This window comes from Leisingera sp. ANG-M7 (assembly GCF_000813965.1).
In the GTDB taxonomy this organism is placed as follows: domain Bacteria; phylum Pseudomonadota; class Alphaproteobacteria; order Rhodobacterales; family Rhodobacteraceae; genus Leisingera.
This window is the reverse complement of the sequence record NZ_JWLI01000006.1, coordinates 172,592-191,148: the sequence shown is the minus strand read 5'-3', so window position 1 is coordinate 191,148 and position 18,557 is coordinate 172,592. Positions and strand designations below refer to the sequence as shown.

The following is an 18,557-nucleotide window of genomic DNA, read 5'->3' as shown; positions in this document are numbered from 1 at the left end:
CCTTCCGCTTAGTTGAGGGAATCTAGCAACCCCGCTATCACGGGTCAAAACACCAATTGGTTTTCACCTTGATATTCCACGGAAAGGCTGGCCGATGAGCATCAAATCCGTCTGCGTCTACTGCGGATCCCGCGCCGGGCAGTTGCCTGCCTACGCCGAAGCGGCCCGCGCATTCGGCACCACGCTGGCGGAAAACGGCATGCGGCTGGTCTATGGTGCAGGCGATGTCGGCCTGATGGGCGAGGTTGCCCGTGCCGCGCAGAAAGCCGGCGGAGAGACCTTCGGCGTGATCCCCGGCCATCTGGAACGGCGCGAAGTCGGCAAGTCCGACCTCACCACCTATGTGGTGACCGAGACCATGCACGAGCGCAAGAAAGTGATGCTGTGGAACGCCGATGCGGTTGTTGTGCTGCCGGGCGGTGCGGGCTCACTGGATGAGCTGTTTGAAGCCCTCACATGGCGCCAGCTTGGGCTGCACTCGAAACCGATTGTGATCCTGAATACCGAAGGCTACTGGGACAAGCTGCGAGATCTGCTGGACCAAGTGGTCAGTCAGGGATTTGCCGGTCAGGAAACCACGGACTACCTGATCTGGGCCGACACCCCGGTGGCCGCCATCGCCGCCCTGCGCGACGCGCGTTCCTGACGCAGCGCCGAGAAAGAAAACACCGCAACCGCGCTCCAGATCAGCGCAAAGGCTATGCCGTGCCAGCCGGTGAAAGGCTCCGTAAAGACCAACACCGCCACCAGAAACTGCAGTGTCGGGTTCAGGTATTGCAGCACCCCGACGGTGCCCAGCCTCACCCGGCGGGCGGCATAGGCGAACAGGATCAGCGGCAGTCCGGTCAAAATCCCAGAAAACATCAGCATCAGCGCATCCAGGAACCCTCCCAGAAAACCGGCGCCGCCAGTCATCCAGATGATCGTCAGCGCAACCGGCAACAGCAGCGCAACCTCGGCGGTCACAGATACCACCGGTCCCAGCGGCAATTGTTTCTTAACAACACCGTAAAGGGCGAAGCTGAAGCTCAGCGCCAGCGGAATCCAGGGCGCGGCCCCTAGCCCGAACGACAGCACAGCAACCGCAAGGCCCGCCAGAAAAACCGCCACACCCTGTGCTGGTGTCAGCCGCTCGCCGAAGGCAAGCCGTCCCAGCAGCACGCTCAGCAGCGGAAAAACGTAATAGCCAAGGCTTGCCTCAGTTGCATAGCCAAGCTGCACAGCCGAAATGAAGATAAACCAGTTGAGCGAAATCATCGCCGAGGCAAAGGCCAGCAGCAGCGCGCTGCGGCGGGTGGACAGCGCCGCCCCCAGCTCGGCGATGCGGCCCTGGCACAGCAGCACGATGGCAAAAAACACAAATGACCACAGCGCCCGGTGCGACAAAACCTGCTCCGGCGGCACATGCGACAGCGCCTTGTAATAAATGCCCGAAAGCCCCCAAACGGTGCAGGAGGCAATCATAGCCAGAATACCTTTGCCTGCCTCGGTCATTGCCCTTCACCTGCTTCAGCCGGGTGCGTATACCGCACGGGGCTTTTCCCAAAACGCGAAACGCCCGCTTTAAAGCCGGGCGCAGGCAATCCGTATCCTGCCTTCCCCCGCAACTACAAGCCCTTCAAGAGGATACTTCAATAACCGTAACTTCCGGCGCGGATCCAAAACGCACCGGCAGAATTGAACATCCGATCCCCCCGGAGACAACCAGATCGCGACCCTGTTCCCGAACGTGGCCGTAGGCGTAGCGGTTGCCGAATTTTGACGGCACCACCGGCGACCAGCCGAACAGCCGGACCTGGCCGCCATGGGTATGTCCGGACAGCGTCAGGGCCACGCGCGCGGGCACCTTTGGAAAAATGTCCGGCTCATGTGCCATCAGCACCACTGGCGCACCGTCCGTGACCTGCGCCAGCGTGCCCGGCAGGTCATCAAGACCGTTCCAGCGGCCGTTGCGGCGGATTGCGAGCTGATCTTCCAGCCCCGCGAGCCAAATGCCCGCCTCGTCGAGCCGCAGTGCCTGATTGGACAGCACGCTGATACCCGCAGTTTCAAGTGCCTTGGCATAGAGGTTCGGGCCTCCACCCCGTTTCTGCGCAGCAAGATCATCCCACCAGTCATGGTTGCCCAGAACAGCAAAAACCCCGTGCCTGGCCCGGCATTCCGCAAGTAATGGCGCCACTTCCGCGATCTTCACCGGTTTGGCAACGAACCTGTGCCCCGCCGCATAGTCCCCCAGCAGCAGCACCAGATCTGCATTGACCGCATTCACCCGCCGGACAACCTGCCGGACACGGCGCTCACCCACCCAGGGCTCGCCAGCATGAACATCCGCTATCACTGCAATGCGCAGCGGCGGTGCAGTCCAGTCCTCCCTCCGGACCTTCCACCTCCTGACACGCAGTCGCAGCGCAGGCTCGATGAAAAACCCGTAGAGAGCAGCAAAAAGGCCTGCCAGCGTCACCGCCAGCAGGCCCCGGAGAAAGCTCCTCCGCGTCATTCGATCACATGCGCGAGGCGACGTTTTCCCAGTTCACCAGGTTGTCGAGGAAGTTCGACAGGTAGGCCGGGCGCTTGTTGCGGAAGTCGATGTAGTAGGAATGCTCCCACACGTCGCAGCCCAGCAGCGCGGTCTGGTTGAAGCACAGCGGGTTAACGCCGTTTTCGGTCTTGGTCACTGCCAGCGAACCATCGGCGTTTTTAACCAGCCAAGCCCAGCCGGAGCCGAACTGGCCTGCGCCCGCAGCGGAAAACTGCGACTTGAACTCGTCGACAGAGCCGAAGGATTCAACCAGAGCTTTTTCCAGCTCACCCGGCATCTTGCTTTCGCCCGGGCCCATCATTTCCCAGAACTGGTTGTGGTTCCAAAGCTGGGAGATGTTGTTGAAGATGCCGTTCTGAGCAACCGCGTTTGCATCATAGGTGCCGACAATGATCTCTTCCATCGACTTGCCATCCCACTCGGTGCCGGCAATCAGCTTGTTGCCGTTGTCGACATAGGCCTTGTGGTGCAAGTCGTGGTGGTATTCCAGGGTTTCCGCCGACATGCCTTTGGCGGCCAGGGCATCGTGTGCGTAAGGAAGATCGGGAAGTTCAAAAGCCATTTGGGCCCCCTGTGAAAAATGTTTGCGTTCCTGCGCAGATACATGCGGTGCGGGCGCTATCAGGTCAAGTGCTTAGGCACGCAAACAGCGCAAGGTCTATGCGCATTTTCTGCACAGGCACAGCCTTTGCAGGTTCAAGCCAGATTAACCGCTGCACTGAAACTCAGAATTGCAACTGATCCGGTTCAGGTATGTCGCTTCTTTTGATCTGTTCGCAGGTCAGTTCTCCTCGGATCCTTGAATGGTATCCAAGCGAAACTTTTGCCCGCAAGACCCCAGTTTTGGATTGAGGGTCAAGTTCGGCCCGATAGCCCACTGGCGTCCAGATATCCAAAGATGTTGGCCGACTAACCCTCCATTTGAACTTAAAGCTCCCATCCCTCGCCTGTTTCACTTTGGCATAGACCGTCCCTTCGCGGGACGTAGTTACGCGTGTATCAATCACCTGAACCTTCTGCCAGTTGTCGGAAAATTCAAAAAATGTCTGAGGGGAAAGCCATCCGCCGCCGCCTTCAGAAACAGGTTTTCCTCCGCCGAACCGCTCAACCTCACAGCGAAACACGGCATCCACGCCTGACGCACCCACAGTCCCAGGAACACCTGCCCACAGAACGGCTACGGCACCGGCAACGGCGCAAAGTATCTTATTCATTTTTTTCCTACTCAAACTTCCGGTCTTCAAAAGGCTTGGATCACCCTTGCTTCACCTTGCATTTGCCCCGCCCGCGGGCGCCTGTTCTCACGTTTCGAACTGACAAAGTGTTCTTCTGAACATTGAGAACCGCAGCATACAGTCCATCCATTGACATCCGGGCGTTGCTCACTGGAATGTCGTCCACCCGCCAATCCAGATTGTATGACACCTCGTTTCGCTGCTCGACCTTAACCTGAAGCGGCTCTCCCACCAGCTTATGAACATAACGGTCATAGACGCGTGCGGACTTGTCTTCTTCGTTCCACATGACAATGACCCTTGGTGCGATCCAGCCATTGTTCGTGAACACCTTAATCTCGCAGTCATAGACCGTTTCGGCAAAGGCCGTCTGCCCCGCAAGGCTGACGGCAGCCGCAATCGCGGAAAGTGCAATACGTTTCATCAGTTACGTCTCCGAATTCATCCCGGAGCTGATTGCAACCACTGCGGGGGAACGCAAGCGCTTTCCTGCGTCAGTAAAAAAGATTTGGTTTTTAAGCGGTGCCAGTTCAGCGCACTCCTAGAAAGCCCAATCGCCGGAAGGCTTTCAGGTCAACCCTCGTTCTGCGCAAGCAGCGGCAAGCCTTGATCTACTTTGCAGTGGCCGCTTCCGCGAGGCGGCAAACCGTCCTGGCCTTTCCTGACGGCCTGAATGCTCATCTTCAGGTTTGAGGTATTCAAAACAGCCCGGAACCGCGGCCCGGGCATCCCCGCATTTCCGGCAACGGCCAGCCGCGGCAATGCCCAGTTCATTGCATAAGAGGTCGCGCTGTGACGCTCGACCTTGGCGACCACCGGCACGACAAATGCTAAATCTTCGATCTCGGCCACACTAAAATCATCGGAGAAATGAATGCTCACCTCGCGGGGAATCCACTCAGTTCCCGATATTGGGTTCAAACTGCATTGGACCCTTGGCCCCGCCATGGCACCCGCCCCTGCAAGCGTACAGACCAATATAAAGACACTGCATTTAAGCAGATCCATTGGGCGCCCCCGGAAACATCGTCACGCAGCCGCTCCCCCTCGGAAACGGCAAAAATTCAACTGCTTGCAAAAGCTGCAAAAGGAAACCGTCCTGGACCTGCCACCAAAAAAACGGTGCCCTAGGAGGTCTCCAGGGCACCGTAAATGACGCGCAAAGGCGTCACAAGCAGAAAGCGAGTGAGAATTTTAGTAAACACCCACTTTACTTTGCGGATGCGCCCCTGCGCTCAACAGTTTGAACACATATTCACCAACTGAGCGGAAGCAGACAATGTAGAAGCTGCCGTCTTCGTTCAACCAGAAGGCGCCAGCCACCTGTGCCAGGCGCGAGCGGCGGAACTGGCCGGGCTTGAAGGCCGCAGCATCAAAGTCCACCGGGCTCACCTTGCCCAGCACCTCGCGCGCGCCCTCGCCCGAAAGGCGGAAAAAGGCACGGGCGTCGGAGACGTTCACTGCCAGCGCGTGCTCGCCCTTCAGCGCCTCGGCCACATCCGCGGTCTTGGCAACTGCATCCTCAAAGGGAACCAGCAGCAGCAATTCGTCCGGGGACATCCAAGCCGCGGCGCCGTTTTCGGCAACCGAGATGGAGCCCTGTGCCGGAACCTCGGCGCCGGTGGCGGCTTTGACAGCCGCCTTCAGCGCTTTCGACCCCAGATCGCCGCGCAGGGTGATCATGCCCTGCAGGCCGGCATCCTCGACGGTGGCCAGACCCGAGAAACGGGTGCCGTTCAGTACGGAAACAGCCTTAGACATTCTGCTTCTCTCCATCCTTATCATAGAAGACCGGATCAACGATCTTGGCTTTATAGGTCTTGCCGTCAGTGCCCGGGAATTCGATCACTTCGCCCATGCGCTTGGGACCATGCTTGACCAGGCCCATGGCGATGCCGCGGCCCAGGGTCGCGGAGTGGTAGGTCGAGGTCACGCGGCCGATCATGTTGCGCTGGCCATTGGCGTTGACGCCTTCACCCAGTGCATAAGCACCATCGGGCAGCACGGAACCGTCGACGGTTTCCAGGCCAACCAGCTGCCAGCGCTCCGGATCAACCATATGCGACCGCTGCTGCGCACGTTTGCCCAGATAGTCTTCCTTCTTCTTGGACAGTGCCCAATGCAAACCCAGATCCTGCGGGATCACGGTGCCATCGGTCTCGTCGCCGATCATGATGAAGCCCTTCTCGGCCCGCAGGATGTGCAGGGTTTCGGTGCCGTAAGGCATGACGCCGAATTCCTTGCCTGCGTCCATCAGCGCATCCCAGAACGCCTGGCCTTCCGAGGCCGCAACCGCGATCTCATAGGACAGCTCGCCCGAGAAGGAGATCCTGTAAGCACGGGCGTCAAACTCGCCGATCTTGCCGTCGCGCCATTCCATGAAAGGCAGCGCCTCTTTCGAGACATCCATGCCGCCGCCTGCTGCCGCGTTCAGCTTCTCCAGCACCTTGCGGGCGTTGGGGCCGACCACGGCGATCTGGGCATACTGCTCCGTCACGTTGGCGACATAGACCTTCATGTCCCACCATTCGGTCTGCAACCACTCTTCCATCCAGCCGTGGATGCGCTCGGCGCCGCCGGTGGTGGTGTGGCACAGGAAGGTGTCCTCGTCGATGCGGGCAACCACACCGTCGTCCATCAAAAAGCCGTTCTCGGTGCACATCAGGCCATAACGGCATTTGCCCACCTTCAGCGTGGACATCATGTTGGTGTACATCATGTCCAGGAACTTGCCTGCGTCGGGGCCTTTTACCACCAGCTTACCCAGAGTCGAGGCGTCCAGCAGGCCCAGGTTCTCGCGGGTGTTCTTCACCTCGCGGTTCACCGCGGCATGACGGTCCTCACCCGATTTGGTGATGGCAAACGGGCGGCGCCACTGGCCAACCGGTTCCCAATCCGCGCCGTTCTTGTCCAGCCAGTCGGCAATCGGTGTCTTGCGCACCGGCTGGAAGATCTCGGCCCGAGCCTCGCCAGCGATCGCGCCCAGCGAGATCGGATGGTACGGCGGACGGAAGGTGGTGGTGCCCACCTGCGGGATTTCCGAGTTCAGGCTGTCGGCCAGAATGGCCAGGCCGTTGATGTTCGAAAGCTTGCCCTGGTCGGTCGCCATACCCAGCGTGGTGTAACGCTTGGTGTGCTCGACGCTCTCATAGCCTTCGCGTGCCGCCAGCTGCACGTCCGACACTTTCACGTCGTTCTGATAGTCCAGCCAGGACTTCATGCGCAGCTTGATGTCGGCTTTGGCAGGCATCAGCCAGACCGCCTCCATCTGCGCTTCCGCCTCAGACTCGCCCTTGGCAGCCGCCACGGATTTCGCCGGGAAGCCCGCCGCTTCAGCCGCCTTGGCACCAGCCGCCGCTGCATCTTCCAGCAGCGCGCCCAGGCCAAACTCGCCGTTTGCGGCACCTGCCGGAACCACAAAGCCTTGGCCATTGTCGCCCAGCGGCGGACGGGAGGCATCGGGGCGGAAGTTGGCGTTCACCTCGTCCCAGATCAGCTTGCCGCCGCAGTGGGACCACAGGTGAACCACCGGCGACCAGCCGCCGGACATGGCAACAGCGTCAGCCTGCACGGTCTCGCGCGCGCCGCCTTCACCGTTCTGGGCGCAGATGGCGACCTCGGTCACGCATTTGCCGTCCTTCACCTTGGCGATGGCCCGGCCCAGTTCAACACGGATACCCTTTTCGCGGACCGCTTCCATCAGCGCGCCGCCGCCGGTTTCGCGGGTGTCGACCACACGCACCACTTCGACGCCAGCGTCATGCAACACCAGCGCGGTGCGGTAGGCATCGTCGTTGTTGGTGGCGACCACGACCTTCTGGCCCGGGTTGATGCCCCAGTTCACCACATAGTCGCGCATCGAGGCTGCCAGCATCACGCCGGGAACATCGTTGCCGGCGAAGGACAGCGGACGTTCGATCGCACCGGTTGCGGTGACGATCTGGGAGGCGCGGATCCGCCACAGGCGGTGGCGCGGGCCGCCCTGGCCCGGCGCGTGGTCGGTCAGGCGCTCATAACCCAGGGCATACCCGTGGTCATAGACACCGGAGCCCATGCAGCGGTCGCGCAGGGTGACGTTGTCCATACCGCGCAGCTCGGCCAGGGTCTTTTCGATCCAGGCCTCGGGCGCTTCACCGTCGATGGTGCCGCCGTCGACCGGTGCGCGGCCGCCCCAGAAGTTGTTCTGCTCCAGCACCAGAACCTTGGCACCCGACGCAGCAGCCGCCTTGGCCGCCTGCAGGCCGGCAACACCGCCGCCGATAACCAGCACATCCGCAAAAAAGTAGAAGTGCTCGTAGGTGTCGGCGTCCTTCAGTTCCTTGTCAGGCGCTGCGCCCAGACCTGCGGACTTCCGGATGATCGGCTCATACACGTGTTTCCACAGCGGACGCGGGTGGATGAACATCTTGTAGTAGAAGCCGGCGGTCAGGAAACGCGACAGCTTGTTGTTCACCGCCAGAACGTCGAATTCCAGGCTCGGCCAGTGGTTCTGCGACTGTGCGGTCAGACCGGCGAACAGCTCGGTCGTGGTGGCGCGCTGGTTCGGCTCGTAACGGTCGCCCACACCCAGCTGCATCAGGGCATTGGGCTCTTCCGAACCCGATGCGACGACGCCGCGCGGGCGGTGGTATTTGAACGAGCGGCCCATCATCACCTGGCCGTTAGCCAGCAGAGCGGACGCCAGGGTATCGCCGGCAAAACCCTGCATGGATTTGCCGTTGAAGGTGAAGGCGATCTGTTTGGAGCGGTCGATCAGCCGGCCGTGTTTGGCAAGACGCGTGCTCATGGGCGCAGACCTTTCAAGAGAAAAGCGGGTGTTTCAATCAGGCGGAGGTTCATTTCTTCCCGTCCGCAAATTCGCGCCAGGTCCAGCCAGGGCGTTTGGCAGCGATCTTGTCCAGGATCTCCTGCGTCGGCACGCTGGTCTGTGCGGTGTAGGTGCCAAAGACCTCCAGCGTCATGGTGCAGCGGGCGGCGTGGAACCACTTGCCGCAGCCATTGGCATGGCGCCAGCGTTCAAAGTGAACGCCTTTGGGGTTTTCGCGCATGAACAGGTAGTCATGGAACTCATCATCCGAGGAGCCGGGGCCATAGCGCTTCAGATGCGCTTCGCCGCCCGCGGCCAGTTCGGTTTCTTCGGCTTTGACGCCGCAATAGGGGCATTCAAGGATCAGCATTGTGCTTGCTCCACAGTATTGAATTTTGCGGCGTTAGTGCGCCACACCGGCGGCGACGCTCTCGTCGATGAACTTGCCTTCTTTGAAGCGGTTGATCGAGAACTCCTCAGTCAGCGGCGAATGGCCAGTGGCCATCAGCTCTGCCATCGCCCAGCCCGAACCCGGGATGGATTTAAAGCCGCCGGTGCCCCAGCCGCAGTTGATGAAGCAGTTCTGAACCGGGGTCTTGGAGATAATCGGCGAGCGGTCGCCGGTCACATCCACGATACCGCCCCACTGGCGCAGCATCTTCAGGCGGCTGACCATCGGGAAGGTTTCGACCAGGGCGCGCACGGTTTCCTCGATATGGTGGAACGAACCGCGCTGGGTGTAGTTGTTGAACCCGTCGGTGCCGCCGCCGATGACCATCTCGCCCTTGTCGGACTGGGACATGTAGCCGTGCACGGTGTTGGCCATCACAACCACGTCCATGCAGGGTTTGATCGGCTCGGACACCATCGCCTGAAGGGCAACGGATTCCATCGGCAGACGGAAGCCCGCCATTTCCGACAGCACCGAAGCATTACCGGCAACGATCATACCGATCTTGTCGCAATCGATCGGGCCCTTGGTTGTGTCGACACCCACGGTGCGGCCGTTCTCGGTGCGCACACCGGTGACTTCGCATTTCTGGATGATGTCCATGCCCATGTCGGAGCACGCACGCGCATAGCCCCAGGCCACGGCATCGTGACGGGCGGTGCCACCGCGTTCCTGATAGAGGCCGCCCAGCACGGGGTAACGGGGACCGTGCAGGTTGATGATCGGCACGATTTCTTTCACCCGCTCCGGGCTGATCCATTCGGTCTGCACACCCTGCTGCTGGTTGGCATGCGCGGTGCGCTTGTAGCCGCGGATCTCATGCTCGGTCTGCGCCAGCATGATCACGCCGCGCGGGCTGAACATCACGTTGTAGTTCAGGTCCTGCGACATGGTTTCATACAGGCTGCGCGCTTTTTCATAGATCGCAGCCGAGGGATCCTGCAGGTAGTTCGAGCGGATGATGGTGGTGTTCCGGCCCGTATTGCCGCCGCCAAGCCAGCCCTTCTCGATAATTGCGACATTGGTAATGCCGAAGTTTTTACCCAGGTAGTAGGCAGTGGCGAGGCCATGCCCGCCCGCACCCACGATGACGACATCGTAGTGGCGTTTGGGTTCCGGCGAGCGCCAGGCGCGCTCCCATCCGGTGTGATAGCGCAGGGCTTCCCGCGCAACAGCAAAGACTGAATAGCGTTTCATGAGCGAATCCGATGGTTCGTGTCTGATAGCGGGTATGCCCGAAACGCATGGCTGACCAGTGCCGTTTATCGCCCTGTTTCTGCGTTATTGCGACATATCGAAATGACGCATTGCAGCATCCCGCGGCAGATTGGCCCTTTTGTTCGCCCCGCCCCGCATATAGATGAAAACCAAACTTCGGAGACGGCATGATTTTCTGGACAGTCACCGCCCTAATCGCCTTTGCAGCCGCGCTGCTGCTGGCAATGATCATCATTCGCGCCCGTGAGCAAGGCGAACCTGCCGCGGCTTACGATTTGCGTGTCTACCGACAGCAATTGCGCGAAGTCGACAAGGATCTGGCCCGCGGCGTCATCGCCGAAGCCGACGCAGACCGCATCCGAACCGAGATCTCGCGCCGCATTCTGGCCGCTGACGCGCAGCTGCAAAAGCGCAAGTCCGGCCCGTCCCAGCCCCGCGCCCTGTCGCTGGGCTTTGCCATTGCCACTGCGCTGCTGATCACCGGCGGCACTTTGGGCCTGTACTGGCAGCTGGGCGCGCCCGGCTACGCCGACCTCGGCCTGCAGGACCGTATCCGCCTGGCAGGCGAGCGCGCCGAAAACCGCCCCTCGCAGATTGAGGCTGAGGCCGATGTTCCGGCTATCCAGCGCCCCGAGGTGGAAGAGGGCTACCTCAAGCTGGTCGAACAACTGCGCAAGACCGCAGGCGAGCGTGAAGATGATGCCCGCGGCCAGGCTCTGCTGGCCCAGCACGAGGCCAACCTCGGCAACTTCAAGGCCGCCTATCAGGCCAAGACGAACTATATCCGTCTGGCCGAGGGCAAAGTGAACGCCCGCGACTTCACTGAACTGGCCGAACTCAAGATCATGGCGGCCGGCGGCTACGTGTCGCCAGAGGCGCAGACAGACTTGCAAAAAGCCCGCGCCATTGATCCCAGCCACGGGCCTGCCCGCTATTACTGGGGCCTGATGCTGGGCCAGATCGGCCGCCCGGACCTCGCCTACCGCGAATGGGCTGCAACCCTGCGCGACGGCCCAGCGGATGCCCTGTGGGTCAAGGGCATTCAGGGCCAGATCGAGGAAATGGCCTTCCGCGCCGGTGTCGAATACCGCCCGATCACCCCCGGCGGCACCGCCCCCGCCCTGCCCGGCCCCAGCGCCGAAGACATGGCTGGCGCCAGCGAACTCAGCCCCGAAGAGCAGCAGGAGATGATCCGCGGTATGGTCACCCGCCTGTCCGACCGGCTGGCAACCGAGGGCGGCAGCGCCGAGGAATGGGCCCGCCTGATCGGCGCCCTGTCCGTGCTTGGCGAGACTGAGCGCGCCCGCACTGTCTATGACGAGGCCCGCGGCGCTTTTGAGGCTGACGCCGAAGCCCTGGCACTTCTGGATACCATCGCCGCGCAGGCAGGACTGGCAGAATGATCTACGACGCATTTGAAGGCTTTGCCGCCGCCCTGCCGCCGATGAACGCGCTGATGGGGCTGGATCTGGGCACTAAAACCATCGGCGTCGCGGTCTCCGACCGTATCGGTGCCGTTGCAACGCCCCTGGAAACCGTAAAGCGCAAGAAGTTTTCTACAGACGCGGCACGTCTGCTGGAAATCATCAAGGAACGCGACATCAGCGGCATCCTTCTGGGCCTGCCCCGCAACATGGACGGCACCGAAGGCCCCCGCTGCCAGTCCACCCGCGCCTTTGCCCGAAACTTTGGCCAGCTCACCGATCTGCCGATCAGCTTCTGGGACGAGCGCCTCAGTACCGTGGCGGCAGAAAAAGCGCTTCTTGAAGCAGATACGACACGCAAACGCCGCGCAGAGGTTATCGATCACGTCGCGGCCTCCTATATTCTCCAGGGCGCATTGGACCGGATGCGGCATTTGAAGAACGGGTGAATGATGACTGACGACGTTTGGAAACGGGACGAAATCCAGTCCCCCTGCATCAAGATCTGCGTCGTCCACCCCGAGGCCCGCATCTGCACCGGCTGCTACCGCTCCATCGACGAAATCCGCGACTGGTCCAAGATGACCAACGAGGAGCGCGCCACCATCATGAACGACCTGCCCGCCCGCGCCAGCAAACTGGTCAAGCGCCGCGGCGGCCGCGGCGCGAGGTTAAAACGCAGCTAACGCGGCGCACGGTGAGGTAACCGCTTGTCAATCATGCGGAATAAGTGCTGACCCAATGTTTCGCGCGCGAAACATTTCGGCAGCAATGCTGACCTTTCTTAAAGAAGCGCTGTTCACCTTCCTTGGCAGAGGGTACTCCAAGCGCGACTGTGTCATCGGGGACACAATTGACTTCAGATGTCGTGGGAACAATCACCTTCTTCAAAGTCCCAGACCTTGCTTTGTTCGCCAGCTTCGAGCAACGCATAAACCTTATGCACGTCCACACCTGCGGGAACGTTCAGAGCATAAAGGTCGAATCCAAAATCACCGTGCTCATAAGCACAGCCGGCTGCGTTCAATGCGGTCAAGAGCTGGTTCAGAACGTTCTTGGAACCGCCTTTGGCCGGAAGGATACGGTAAGTCGAGCCCTTTGCGCTTCTAAGACGTTTATCAACGATAAGCAGGTCGTCTATCTCTCTCACGGAAACGATGTCACGGAAACTCAGCCCTTTCGCAAAAAAGGGGATATTCTCGACCCTGTATTTTCCCGTGGAAACCTCGGACACCCAAACGCTCTCCGTGGAATAGCCGTGCCAGTCGTCTTGATCGAGTTCAATGGTTGCTTTTTCCAACGATTACTCCATCCGCATCCAAGTTTGGACAAGCTTACACCTAGCCCTCCGCCAGCCATTTCTTGGTCCAATCCGCAAGCTCCGGGCGGAAGTACGCAATCATCCGACCCTCTTCCGGCGCGCTTGCCCCCTCGCCCCAGGGCGCAACCCCGTGCAGGCACAGACGGTGCATAAGATAGCTCTCGCCGGGCTTGGCGTGTACTGTAATCCGCGGGCAGGTCTCAAACACTTCGGCACGGGCGGCGGTATAGGCATCGGTCACATCCACATCCGCCCAGCCCGATTGCGGCACCCCCTCAAAGGCAGCGGCAAAGGCACGGCGCATGATCCGGTGGCTGCCCTCCCAGATCACCAAGGGCGAAGCATCAAGGCTGCTTTCATTCAGCGGGATGCCCAGCACCCAGGCGTGCGGCTCCTCCACTTTGCGCCGGCGGTGCTCGCCGTACATTTTCACGCCGTCCACATGCGCAGCGTCGCGTTTGATGCGGTAGCGGAAGGCCGCCTCGCCCTCGCCCGGCCGCGGACGCGGGTAGCCGGGAAACACGGAAGACACCTGTGCACGGTGCAGGTCCGGAATGGGCCCGAGTTGATGGGTGATGAAATCGATAGGCGCGCCCGCCAGCGGCGGTCCGTCAGGCAGTTTGCCTGAGGCATCATTCGGCAAGGCATCGACACCGATGAACCAGGTGCGCTCGCATTGGAACCACTCTGCACAGGCCGGGTCGTCCAGCGCCGTCACCCCATACTGCAGTGCATCCGCCGCCCATTCCGCCACTTGCGGGTCCTGGGCAAAGCGAACCCAGCCCTTGTCCTGAAACTGTTCGAACTGCTTTTTCATTCTCTTAGTACCCGAAAGCCTTGCGCAGCATATTAAGCGCCACCAGCACCAGAAACGCCCCGAACACCCGCTTCAGCGGCTTGGGGTCCATTGCATGGGCCAGCTTCACTCCCCAAGGCGCTGTAATCAGCGTCATCGCGATCACAATGAAGAACGCCACCAGATTGACCGCCCCGATGGTGAAGGGCGGCCGCGTGGCCGGATCCACCTCCAAGAGCAAGAAGCCGGCCACCGAGGGTACTGCGATAATAACGCCGAACCCGGCGGCGGTCGCCACCGCCCGGTGCACCGCAACCCCGTGCAGGGTCATCAGCGGCACTCCGAAACTGCCGCCGCCAATCCCCATCAGCACCGAAAGGAAGCCAACGGCCGGCGACAGCGCCATACGCTTGGCTCCCTTGGGCATCGCCTCTGCCAGCCGCCATTCGGAGCGGCCCAGCCCCAGGTAGAAGCCAATCACCAGCGCCAGACCGCCAAAGACCCCCTGCAGCACGGTGGAGCGCAGGGCAGAAGCCGCCAGCACGCCCACCACGGCGCCCAAGGCGATGCCGATCCCCCAGCTGCGCAGGATCTCCCAATCCACCGCACCTTTCTTGTTGTGGCTCATGACAGAGCGCAGTGACGTCACGATGATGGTTGCCAGCGAGGTCGCCAGGCAGATCTGCATCAGCTGATCTCCGCCATAACCCAGGGTCTGGAAGGCGTAGAAGAAGGCGGGCACCAGCACGATACCGCCGCCGACACCCAACAGCCCGGCCAGAACACCGGCAAAACCGCCGATCACAACCAGCAGAGCCGCCATCTGCATCAGCAGAGCGGGCTCTGGCAGCAAGGCTGCGGTCACAGCAGGATCAGTCATCAGAGGAACCTCGGGCTTTTGCGTCTGCGGCAAAGGGTTAGCGGCCGCAGCCCTCTTGCACAAGACACTCGCACGTGAGGCGCCGCGTCACGCCGCCGCGCGGCTCTCCACTTGCGCCAGGGCTTCCAGCACCAGATCCGGACCTGCACCCGCCCGGCAGGCGCCCTCGGACAGCATCCGCCGCCACTGGCGCGCGCCGGGCTTGCCCGCAAACAGCCCCAGCATGTGGCGGGTGATCTGGTTCAGCTTGGCGCCTCCGGTAAGGCAGGCCTCGATATAGGGCAGCATCTGCCGCACAGCATCGGCCGGGTTGCTGGCGGCACCGATGCCGTAAATCTCAGGGTCTGCCGCGCAGAGAACATCCGCAGGCTGGTGATAGGCCGCACGTCCCACCATCACCCCGTCAAGGCCCTGGTCCAGATGCGCCTTCGCCTCTGCCAGCGTGGCTATGCCGCCATTGATCGAGACATGCAGATCCGGAAAGGCCGCCTTCATCCGGTGCACCAGATTATAATCCAGCGGCGGGATGTCCCGGTTCTCCTTGGGCGACAGCCCCTGCAGCCAGGCCTTGCGGGCATGAATGGTCACGCGCCGGCAGCCTGCTTCACGGATCTTCTCCAGGAAATCCGGAAGCACTTGCTCCGGCTCCTGCTCGTCCACTCCAATGCGGCACTTAACGGTGACCTCGACCTCAACCGCCTCGCGCATGGCCGCCACGCAATCCGCCACCAGTTCCGGCGTCTGCATCAGCACCGCGCCAAAGGCACCGGATTGCACCCGGTCGCTGGGGCAACCGCAGTTGAGGTTGATCTCATCATAGCCCGCCTGCGCCCCCAGCCGCGCGGCCTCTGCCAGCTCGGCAGGATCGGAGCCGCCCAGCTGCAACGCCACCGGATGCTCCTCGGCGTTGAAGTCCAAGAGATGCAGCGCACCGCCCCGCACCAGCGCCGGCGCGGTGACCATCTCGGTATACAGCAGCGCCTGCTGGCTCAGCAGCCGGTGCAGATTGCGGCAGTGCCGGTCAGTCCAGTCCATCATGGGCGCCACGCTCAAACGCGCCGCTTTTTGTGCGTTACTTTTCAATGCGTTAGCCTCACTTCACCCTGACAGCCATGTAGCAAAATTCCCCCGGATTTCCGGGTATTTCTCCGGGTTTTTGGCGATTTTCGATTCTGGATTGCTACCGTGTAGCACACTCGAGCCGACAGGACACCGCCCCTTCCGGGCATTCCGCCACCCCCGGGAACCGCCCCCCCTGGTCTCCGACTGCACCGATGGAATCGGCAATCAAACCCCAGCAAACTTTTCTGGGATGAACCGACTTCCTCTTCGCACCACCGAAGAAGGAACCTTTTAAGATGACCAGTATCGACGACAGCACAAACAACATGCTTGCCACAATCGCTGCACAGCGTGGCGCCAACCAAGGCGCGCAACATGCCGCGCAGCCGTTTTCCTTTGCGGCTACACCCGTGCAAGACCGTACACCGACAGCAACACAGAAAAAGGCTGAGCCAAGCCCAGCAAAAGCCTCAAAGAAAAAAGGCACGAAAGAGCCAAAAGTGGAACCTTACATCGCCGAACGGGTCACATCCGGAGGCCGCAAAACCTATCGCGTTCAGATCCGCCGCCGGGTAGATGGGAAGCAGCACAGCCTGTGCAAGACCTTCCGCCATCTGAAGAACGCTAAAGAGTGGCGGGACAAAAAGCTGGCGGTGATCGAATTGCATGGGTTTCCAATCAAAGTCCTCACGGAGAAAACGATCGCAGACGTGATTGCCGATCGGCTCAAACGCGGAAGGGAGCTCGGGCGCTCTGCCAAACAAAACCTCGAGTTCATAAAAAAGCACGAATTTGGCAAGACAAGGGTTTCTACGCTGACCCAGCAACAGCTTTATGAATTCGCGGAGGAACTTCTAAACGAGGAACGAACTTCGCAAACAGTCGCCGGCTATATGACGCATTTGGCTTCCGCCCTGAAATGGGCTCAACGCCGCGGGACTCTCATCCCGATCGAGGTCGTTACACTGGCAATGGAAACTCTCTGGGAGGATGAGATCCTTGCACGTTCGGAAGAAAGGGAAAGGCGCCCAGAACTGGGTGAGCTTGACAAGATTCTCAGCTCGCTTGCCAGCAACCGTCGCCAAAAACTTCCTGTTGCGGTCCTTTTAGTGTTCGCAATTTTTTCCGCTCGAAGATTGAGTGAAATTTGCCGCTTGCGCTGGGACGACCTGCGCGAAGCGAGTTGCAAAATTCTGGTCCGCGATATGAAACACCCGCGGAGGAAAAAGGGGAATGACGTATGGTGCGCACTGTCCAAAGAAGCGCTGGCGATCATTCTTGCTATGCCCAGAACCTCGGAGTACATCTTTCCTTTCAATGCAAAATCGGTCGGCACCGCATATCGCCGTCACAGAGACAAGGTTGGCGTCGAAGGCCTGCGCTTCCACGACTTGAGGCACGAGGCCATCAGTCGGCTTTTTGAAATGGGTATGCCAGCAGCGTTTGTCTCAAAAATCTCTGGCCACAAGAACGGCGGATGTTTGTATCGCTACGAGCACGTCGAAGAGTCAGGTGACAAATTTGCCGACTGGCCTTGGTTTGAACGTGTCCTCGAAATGTGCGAATGCCTGCCTGAGGACAATGCGTCCGAGAAGTAATCCCCGGGCGACCGGTACCGTAACCGACCGGTTGATACCACGGATTACACCAGTGGCGTCCAATTCTATGGAAGAAGCTCGTCGATCCGATTGATCTTGTGATCGTGGATGCTGTCGAGCACGTCGGCCAACCAGGCTTGCGGATCGGCACCAATCATCTTCGCGGTCTCGACGAGCGTTATGGCGCGGGCCAGAGTTTCCCCGCCGCTGTCGGATCCTGCGAAGAGCCAGTTTTTCCTACCGATCCCGATCGGGCGTATGGACCGCTCGGCCGGATTTTTGTCGATGCCGATGCACCCGTCCTACAGGAAGAGTGCAAAGGAGGGCCAGCGGGACACCCCATACCGGAAGGCCTTGGCCAGATCGCCCTTTCCCGGAATGCGCGCAAGCTGGGGCTCAACCCACGCCTTGAAGGCCCCGATCAGGAGTCCGGAGTTCTGTTGACGCGCAGGCTTGCGCAGCTCGGCGGGCTGACCGGAGATCTCCTGTTCAGCGTCGCAGAGTTTGCCGTTCCGGTCGGGGGCCTCCCCTACGATCTCCGACCTGCTCGCCTCCCAGACATCATGGAAGTCACGCCTCAGATGCGCCCATCACGCCGCCTCCCGGAACACTGGCTGCTGCCGTCCGCGCTCGGTTCGTAGAGTCTGCCGAAGCCCCCTTACCCGGTACCAAACAAACCGCATTTTTAATTTCCGGCCGCGGACCGAATTCCTCTTCACATCTGAAGAGAAGACGGAGAACCCAATGAAGACAATCGACATGCTGCTGGCCCGCTTTGGCGCTGATCCGGTCATCCCGCTCGAAGCTGCGGCCGGTTACTGGAGATACAAGCCCGACACGCTGAAACAGAAAATCGACGGCGGCGAGATCCGGATTCCCTATTTCAGCCTCGATGAGAACAGCCAGAAGGCGCAGAGATTCATCCATCTGACGGATTTCGCCAACTTTATTGACGAAAGGCATGCCACCGAGACTACCCGTTTTCAGGACCAGTGGGCAGAGATGGATCAAATGTGATCTGTCAATTCCTCTACGAGCCGTCAAAAGAGCAGAAATGTCAGATCAAGTCTTGTGTTCTACAACTGAGGACATTGATAGACGATGACATTCTCCCCGATTTGGCGCAACTGATCGATCTCCAGTTCCCGCCGCGCAGGAGACGTTTTACTCGGCCGAGGAGGAGGCTTTGCTCAAATGAAATGACGCTTCGCACACACAGATGGCCC

General features: G+C 60.5%; 20 protein-coding genes and 1 pseudogene. 6 read left to right on the top strand and 15 right to left on the bottom strand.

What is annotated here, in order from left to right; all coding sequences use genetic code 11:
* Positions 1–94: 94 nt before the first annotated feature.
* Positions 95–646, top strand: a complete 552-nt coding sequence (locus RA26_RS08295) for an LOG family protein (RefSeq protein WP_039182540.1) — start codon at positions 95–97, stop codon at positions 644–646.
* Here the strand turns inward: RA26_RS08295 and rarD are convergent.
* The 10 genes from rarD to RA26_RS08250 form a co-directional block, all read right to left on the bottom strand.
* Positions 583–1,494, bottom strand: coding sequence for an EamA family transporter RarD (gene rarD, locus RA26_RS08290; RefSeq protein WP_039182537.1), 912 nt, complete (start codon positions 1,492–1,494; stop codon positions 583–585). The two genes, RA26_RS08295 and rarD, sit on opposite strands and share 64 nt — an antisense overlap.
* 124 nt (positions 1,495–1,618) lie before the next feature.
* Complete coding sequence (locus tag RA26_RS08285; RefSeq protein ID WP_039182534.1) at positions 1,619–2,497, bottom strand: metallophosphoesterase; 879 nt, start codon at positions 2,495–2,497, stop codon at positions 1,619–1,621.
* Positions 2,498–2,501: 4 nt separating this feature from the next.
* Complete coding sequence (locus tag RA26_RS08280) at positions 2,502–3,101, bottom strand: superoxide dismutase (RefSeq protein WP_039182532.1); 600 nt, start codon at positions 3,099–3,101, stop codon at positions 2,502–2,504.
* 163 nt (positions 3,102–3,264) lie between these two features.
* Positions 3,265–3,753: a hypothetical protein gene (locus RA26_RS22615; protein ID WP_152612576.1), complete on the bottom strand. Its 489-nt coding sequence runs from the start codon at positions 3,751–3,753 to the stop codon at positions 3,265–3,267.
* A gap of 40 nt (positions 3,754–3,793) precedes the next feature.
* Positions 3,794–4,198 carry a hypothetical protein gene (locus RA26_RS08275; RefSeq protein WP_039182529.1) on the bottom strand — a complete coding sequence of 135 codons (405 nt, stop codon included), beginning with the start codon at positions 4,196–4,198 and terminating at the stop codon, positions 3,794–3,796.
* Between the two features lie 149 nt (positions 4,199–4,347).
* Positions 4,348–4,782: a hypothetical protein gene (locus RA26_RS08270; RefSeq protein WP_039182526.1), complete on the bottom strand. Its 435-nt coding sequence runs from the start codon at positions 4,780–4,782 to the stop codon at positions 4,348–4,350.
* A 186-nt stretch (positions 4,783–4,968) separates the two neighbouring features.
* Entirely contained in the window at positions 4,969–5,535 is a 567-nt protein-coding gene (locus RA26_RS08265; protein ID WP_039182523.1) for a sarcosine oxidase subunit gamma, read from the bottom strand.
* Positions 5,528–8,560, bottom strand: coding sequence for a sarcosine oxidase subunit alpha family protein (locus RA26_RS08260; RefSeq protein WP_039182519.1), 3,033 nt, complete (start codon positions 8,558–8,560; stop codon positions 5,528–5,530). The genes RA26_RS08265 and RA26_RS08260 overlap by 8 nt, the downstream gene beginning before the upstream one ends.
* A 49-nt stretch (positions 8,561–8,609) precedes the next feature.
* On the bottom strand, positions 8,610–8,951 hold the full coding sequence (locus RA26_RS08255) for a sarcosine oxidase subunit delta (RefSeq protein ID WP_019295426.1): 342 nt from the start codon (positions 8,949–8,951) through the stop codon (positions 8,610–8,612).
* A 33-nt stretch (positions 8,952–8,984) separates the two neighbouring features.
* Positions 8,985–10,229, bottom strand: coding sequence for a sarcosine oxidase subunit beta family protein (locus tag RA26_RS08250; protein ID WP_039182516.1), 1,245 nt, complete (start codon positions 10,227–10,229; stop codon positions 8,985–8,987).
* Positions 10,230–10,417: 188 nt separating this feature from the next.
* Here RA26_RS08250 and ccmI point away from each other — a divergent pair, with 188 nt between their 5' ends.
* The 3 genes from ccmI to RA26_RS08235 are packed head-to-tail and all read left to right on the top strand — an operon-like array spanning position 10,418 to position 12,360.
* Positions 10,418–11,653, top strand: a complete 1,236-nt coding sequence (gene ccmI, locus RA26_RS08245) for a c-type cytochrome biogenesis protein CcmI (RefSeq protein WP_039182513.1) — start codon at positions 10,418–10,420, stop codon at positions 11,651–11,653.
* Positions 11,650–12,123, top strand: coding sequence for a Holliday junction resolvase RuvX (gene ruvX, locus RA26_RS08240; protein ID WP_039182510.1), 474 nt, complete (start codon positions 11,650–11,652; stop codon positions 12,121–12,123). The genes ccmI and ruvX overlap by 4 nt, the downstream gene beginning before the upstream one ends.
* Before the next feature lie 3 nt (positions 12,124–12,126).
* Positions 12,127–12,360, top strand: a complete 234-nt coding sequence (locus tag RA26_RS08235) for a DUF1289 domain-containing protein (RefSeq protein ID WP_039183385.1) — start codon at positions 12,127–12,129, stop codon at positions 12,358–12,360.
* 173 nt (positions 12,361–12,533) lie between these two features.
* On the opposite strand, the gene RA26_RS08230 is transcribed toward RA26_RS08235, so the two are convergent.
* The 4 genes from RA26_RS08230 to dusA form a co-directional block, all read right to left on the bottom strand.
* The gene (locus RA26_RS08230; RefSeq protein ID WP_039182507.1) at positions 12,534–12,974 is read right to left on the bottom strand and encodes a DUF4265 domain-containing protein; all 441 of its coding nucleotides are present in this window, start codon (positions 12,972–12,974) and stop codon (positions 12,534–12,536) included.
* A 40-nt stretch (positions 12,975–13,014) separates the two neighbouring features.
* Positions 13,015–13,812 carry a hypothetical protein gene (locus tag RA26_RS08225; RefSeq protein WP_039182504.1) on the bottom strand — a complete coding sequence of 266 codons (798 nt, stop codon included), beginning with the start codon at positions 13,810–13,812 and terminating at the stop codon, positions 13,015–13,017.
* 4 nt (positions 13,813–13,816) lie between these two features.
* Positions 13,817–14,671 carry a sulfite exporter TauE/SafE family protein gene (locus RA26_RS08220; RefSeq protein ID WP_039182501.1) on the bottom strand — a complete coding sequence of 285 codons (855 nt, stop codon included), beginning with the start codon at positions 14,669–14,671 and terminating at the stop codon, positions 13,817–13,819.
* A gap of 87 nt (positions 14,672–14,758) precedes the next feature.
* Positions 14,759–15,754 carry a tRNA dihydrouridine(20/20a) synthase DusA gene (dusA, locus tag RA26_RS08215; protein WP_039182498.1) on the bottom strand — a complete coding sequence of 332 codons (996 nt, stop codon included), beginning with the start codon at positions 15,752–15,754 and terminating at the stop codon, positions 14,759–14,761.
* 275 nt (positions 15,755–16,029) lie between these two features.
* Between dusA and RA26_RS08210 the strand changes: the two genes are divergently transcribed.
* Positions 16,030–17,331: a tyrosine-type recombinase/integrase gene (locus tag RA26_RS08210; RefSeq protein ID WP_241482608.1), complete on the top strand. Its 1,302-nt coding sequence runs from the start codon at positions 16,030–16,032 to the stop codon at positions 17,329–17,331.
* Between the two features lie 65 nt (positions 17,332–17,396).
* On the opposite strand, the pseudogene RA26_RS23160 reads toward RA26_RS08210, so the two are convergent.
* Positions 17,397–17,986: pseudogene (locus tag RA26_RS23160) on the bottom strand (IS66 family transposase); the annotation flags it as partial.
* A gap of 89 nt (positions 17,987–18,075) precedes the next feature.
* Between RA26_RS23160 and RA26_RS08200 the strand changes: the two are divergent.
* Positions 18,076–18,348 (top strand): pyocin activator PrtN family protein, encoded by a 273-nt coding sequence (locus tag RA26_RS08200; RefSeq protein WP_052272353.1) that lies wholly within the window; start codon positions 18,076–18,078, stop codon positions 18,346–18,348.
* Positions 18,349–18,557 lie beyond the last annotated feature (209 nt).

Coding starts and splice junctions, on each gene's coding strand:
- RA26_RS08295 (WP_039182540.1), top strand. CDS start 95: ATGAGCATCAAATCCGTCTGCGTCTACTGCGGATCCCGCGCCGGGCAG.
- rarD (WP_039182537.1), bottom strand. CDS start 1,494: ATGACCGAGGCAGGCAAAGGTATTCTGGCTATGATTGCCTCCTGCACC.
- RA26_RS08285 (WP_039182534.1), bottom strand. CDS start 2,497: ATGACGCGGAGGAGCTTTCTCCGGGGCCTGCTGGCGGTGACGCTGGCA.
- RA26_RS08280 (WP_039182532.1), bottom strand. CDS start 3,101: ATGGCTTTTGAACTTCCCGATCTTCCTTACGCACACGATGCCCTGGCC.
- RA26_RS22615 (WP_152612576.1), bottom strand. CDS start 3,753: ATGAATAAGATACTTTGCGCCGTTGCCGGTGCCGTAGCCGTTCTGTGG.
- RA26_RS08275 (WP_039182529.1), bottom strand. CDS start 4,198: ATGAAACGTATTGCACTTTCCGCGATTGCGGCTGCCGTCAGCCTTGCG.
- RA26_RS08270 (WP_039182526.1), bottom strand. CDS start 4,782: ATGGATCTGCTTAAATGCAGTGTCTTTATATTGGTCTGTACGCTTGCA.
- RA26_RS08265 (WP_039182523.1), bottom strand. CDS start 5,535: ATGTCTAAGGCTGTTTCCGTACTGAACGGCACCCGTTTCTCGGGTCTG.
- RA26_RS08260 (WP_039182519.1), bottom strand. CDS start 8,560: ATGAGCACGCGTCTTGCCAAACACGGCCGGCTGATCGACCGCTCCAAA.
- RA26_RS08255 (WP_019295426.1), bottom strand. CDS start 8,951: ATGCTGATCCTTGAATGCCCCTATTGCGGCGTCAAAGCCGAAGAAACC.
- RA26_RS08250 (WP_039182516.1), bottom strand. CDS start 10,229: ATGAAACGCTATTCAGTCTTTGCTGTTGCGCGGGAAGCCCTGCGCTAT.
- ccmI (WP_039182513.1), top strand. CDS start 10,418: ATGATTTTCTGGACAGTCACCGCCCTAATCGCCTTTGCAGCCGCGCTG.
- ruvX (WP_039182510.1), top strand. CDS start 11,650: ATGATCTACGACGCATTTGAAGGCTTTGCCGCCGCCCTGCCGCCGATG.
- RA26_RS08235 (WP_039183385.1), top strand. CDS start 12,127: ATGACTGACGACGTTTGGAAACGGGACGAAATCCAGTCCCCCTGCATC.
- RA26_RS08225 (WP_039182504.1), bottom strand. CDS start 13,812: ATGAAAAAGCAGTTCGAACAGTTTCAGGACAAGGGCTGGGTTCGCTTT.
- RA26_RS08220 (WP_039182501.1), bottom strand. CDS start 14,671: ATGACTGATCCTGCTGTGACCGCAGCCTTGCTGCCAGAGCCCGCTCTG.
- RA26_RS08210 (WP_241482608.1), top strand. CDS start 16,030: ATGACCAGTATCGACGACAGCACAAACAACATGCTTGCCACAATCGCT.
- RA26_RS08200 (WP_052272353.1), top strand. CDS start 18,076: ATGAAGACAATCGACATGCTGCTGGCCCGCTTTGGCGCTGATCCGGTC.